This window comes from Ferruginibacter sp. (assembly GCF_031391665.1).
Lineage (GTDB): Bacteria > Bacteroidota > Bacteroidia > Chitinophagales > Chitinophagaceae > Ferruginibacter.
In genome coordinates, this window is the sequence record NZ_JANMUN010000196.1 from 1 (window position 1) to 3078 (window position 3078).

The 3078-nt window shown below is 35.9% G+C and carries 5 protein-coding genes; all 5 read left to right on the top strand.

The annotated features are described in order from the left end of the window. The first annotated feature begins 121 nt into the window (after positions 1–121). Positions 122–499 (top strand): single-stranded DNA-binding protein, encoded by a 378-nt coding sequence (locus tag ACY651_RS14520; protein WP_462253996.1) that lies wholly within the window; start codon positions 122–124, stop codon positions 497–499. Positions 500–578: 79 nt separating this feature from the next. Continuing rightward, positions 579–1637 carry a DUF932 domain-containing protein gene (locus tag ACY651_RS14525; RefSeq protein WP_462253998.1) on the top strand — a complete coding sequence of 353 codons (1059 nt, stop codon included), beginning with the start codon at positions 579–581 and terminating at the stop codon, positions 1635–1637. Positions 1638–1953: 316 nt separating this feature from the next. Continuing rightward, positions 1954–2283, top strand: coding sequence for an ArsR/SmtB family transcription factor (locus ACY651_RS14530; RefSeq protein WP_462254000.1), 330 nt, complete (start codon positions 1954–1956; stop codon positions 2281–2283). Next, positions 2283–2747, top strand: coding sequence for an SRPBCC domain-containing protein (locus tag ACY651_RS14535; RefSeq protein WP_462254002.1), 465 nt, complete (start codon positions 2283–2285; stop codon positions 2745–2747). The genes ACY651_RS14530 and ACY651_RS14535 overlap by 1 nt, the downstream gene beginning before the upstream one ends. A gap of 3 nt (positions 2748–2750) precedes the next feature. Next, positions 2751–3078 (top strand): DoxX family protein (locus ACY651_RS14540; RefSeq protein WP_462254004.1); only part of this gene is annotated, 328 nt, incomplete at its 3' end.

Genomic DNA, 3078 nt, shown 5'->3' on the forward strand with positions numbered 1-3078 from the left:
TTTTACAAAAACCTTGCTTTTGCCAAAACCTGTTTCAAGGCCGGGTTGCTACGATTAGAACGAACGAGGCGTATGCCGACTTTAAACATTTATTAAACAATTAAAATTTACAATCATGGAAATGACAGCAAGATTAACAGGTGATGCAAAAATCAGCACCCTGAAAAATGACAAACAGGTAGTAAACTTTAGCGTAGCTATTAATGACAGCTACAAAGCAAAAGGCAGCAATGAAGTAACAAAAGTGGTGACCTATGCACAGTGTGATTATTGGGTAAATCCCGGTGTTGCTCAATACCTCACCAAAGGAACATTGGTAGAGTTACAAGGTCGTATTGGTGTAAACGCTTACACCAGCAAAGATGGTGAAGCCAAAGCCACATTAACCTTTCATGTAAACACAATTAAGCTACACGGAAGTACAGGTGTAAAAAATGACTCACCGGTTAAAACAAGTGCTGAAGCAATTGCAGTACCTGCAGACGACTTGCCATTTTAGAACAGATGGCTAACGGGCATTGGTAAAATGCTGATGCCCTTTTTCAAAAAATTATTTTCAAAATTTAAAATCAATAAGCATGGCACATAATTTAAATTTCAACGAGCAAACAGGCAAACACAGTTTCTTTTCAGTAAAAGAAAAAGCCTGGCATGGCCTGGGCCAAATAGTAGAAGGCTATCCCACCAGTGCAGAAGTACTAAAATTTGCAGGGCTTGATTATTCCGTAGCCAAAAGAAAACTGTTTACGTTTGATAACGAAAACGAAGCAGCCCAGGAGAATATAGAAATTAAAATTTCCGAAATTGAAGTACCCAATTTTTATGCGACTATCAGAACAGATAATGAATCTATTTTAGGTGTAGTGGGTAAAGACTATGAAGTGGTACAAAATATTGATGCGTTGAGTTTTTTTGATGCTATTGTTGGTGGCGATGGTATCCAGTACGAAACCGCAGGAGCATTAGGCAAAGGCGAAAAGATTTTTATCACTGCTAAATTGCCGGGCTACATTAGAGTAGGAAATGATGATATGATTGAAAAGTATTTATTCCTAACTACTTCACATGATGGGTTTGGAAGCATCATGGCGGCTTTTACTCCTATTCGAATCGTTTGCAATAATACCCTCAACGCTGCATTAAAAAACTGTAGTAATTCCATTAAAATCCGTCACACAGCCAATGCGAAAGAAAGACTGGAACAAGCTCATAAAGTAATGGGAATATCTAATCAGCTATCTATCCAGTTAGAAGGAATTTATAACCAATGGGCAAAAGTTCGTATTACAGATAAAGAAGTGCAGAAATTGATAAAACTGGCAATGGTTCCCAACAAAGAAGTATTGCAGGACATTGAAAAAGGTGAATTGGATGAATTGAGCACTTGCTTTAAAAATATGTGTAACGATGTGTACGAATATAATATGACCAGCCCATCCCAACAATATGAAACAACAAAGGGAACGGTGTTTGGTACATACAACGCCATTACAGGCTACTTTCAAAATATAAGAAATTATAAAGACGAAGAAGCCAAAATGAAATCCTTGTTGTACGGTGGAACTGCACAATTAAAAACACAAAAGGCTTTTCAGCTTTGTGAGAGTTTTGTAAAATGTGAATTTGCAGGTAACTGAAGTTAATTATTTAAAAAGGGGCATTTCAAAATGCCCCTTAAATTGATAAAAAAGCTGCCCCGCTACATTGTGTTAGAGTTTGTAAAATGGCGGGGCAGCTTAGTTCTATTGTTTTGGAAGCTTTGTTATTTAATTAGATATATTTTCTTCATTAATTCCCTCACAAAGCTCGCTTTTTTGCTGCTGAACCTGCCACTAAACTTCAGTTTTAAAAATTATCTCAAATTTTCTCTCCGATTTTTTTTTCAAGGCATACACAAAAAATATTTGCGTAGCCAAATAACTACACTTATATTTGTAGTCAAATGACTTCATTATGAATTTAAGACGTGATGTTTTTCAGGCTATTGCAGACCCGACGAGACGGGCAATACTTCTGCTACTAACAACCCAAACAATGACAGCAGGGGCAATTGCTTCCAACTTTGATACAGCAAGGCCAACAGTTTCTAAACATTTGCAAATACTTACAGAATGTGAGTTGCTAAAACAGGAACAAAACGGCAGGGAAATTTACTATCAAATAGACCCAAAAAAGATGAAAGAAGTTGCAGACTTTTTAGAACCCTTCCGCCAAATGTGGGATGATAAGTTCAACAAACTGGAAGCTCTAATGAAAAATCATAAATCAAAAAATAAAAAATAATGGAACAGAAAACAATAATCACTGCTGAAGAAGGTAAGCAAGACATAGTAGTAACAAGAGAATTTGAGATACCTGTTGAATTGCTTTTTAAAGCACACACAGAACCTACACTTTTAGAACAGTGGATGGGCTTAACGGTGCTAAAACTTGAAAGTAAAAGCCACGGTAGCTTCGAATTTGAAACTATAAGACAAGGCAAAGTAGTTTTTACGGCTAATGGTACAATTCATCAAGTAACACCAAACAAGACAATCATCCGGACTTTTGAAATGAATAATTTGCTTACAGGTGTTAGACTTGAATTTTTGGAATTTGAAAGTATCACAACTAATACAAGCAAATTGACAATGCACATGATTTATCAATCTGAAAAGCACCGGGCAGACCAATTAAAATTACCATTTGCTAATGGCTTAAATATGGCACATGATAGATTACAAGAATTATTAAAAATCAATCAATAAAAAATGGAAAATAAAAAAAGTAAAAATATTGCCTACTGGGCAGTTACAGGTTTTTTGTGTTTTGGGATGTTGCTTGGTGGTAGCGCACAACTCTATAGAGCAAGTTTTAATGTAGAGGGTATTGTTCATTTGGGCTATCCAGTTTATCTGCTAACCATCATCGGTTTATGGAAAATATTTGCTGTTGTGGCCATACTTATTCCTAAATATTTATTACTTAAAGAATGGGCTTATGCAGGATTGTTCTTTCTGTTATCAGGCGGAGTTGTTTCACATTTTGTAAGCGGTGATGGTTTTTTAGAAGCATTGCCCGTTTTTATGTTTATGTGTT

Coding starts and splice junctions, on each gene's coding strand:
- ACY651_RS14520 (WP_462253996.1), top strand. CDS start 122: ATGACAGCAAGATTAACAGGTGATGCAAAAATCAGCACCCTGAAAAAT.
- ACY651_RS14525 (WP_462253998.1), top strand. CDS start 579: ATGGCACATAATTTAAATTTCAACGAGCAAACAGGCAAACACAGTTTC.
- ACY651_RS14530 (WP_462254000.1), top strand. CDS start 1,954: ATGAATTTAAGACGTGATGTTTTTCAGGCTATTGCAGACCCGACGAGA.
- ACY651_RS14535 (WP_462254002.1), top strand. CDS start 2,283: ATGGAACAGAAAACAATAATCACTGCTGAAGAAGGTAAGCAAGACATA.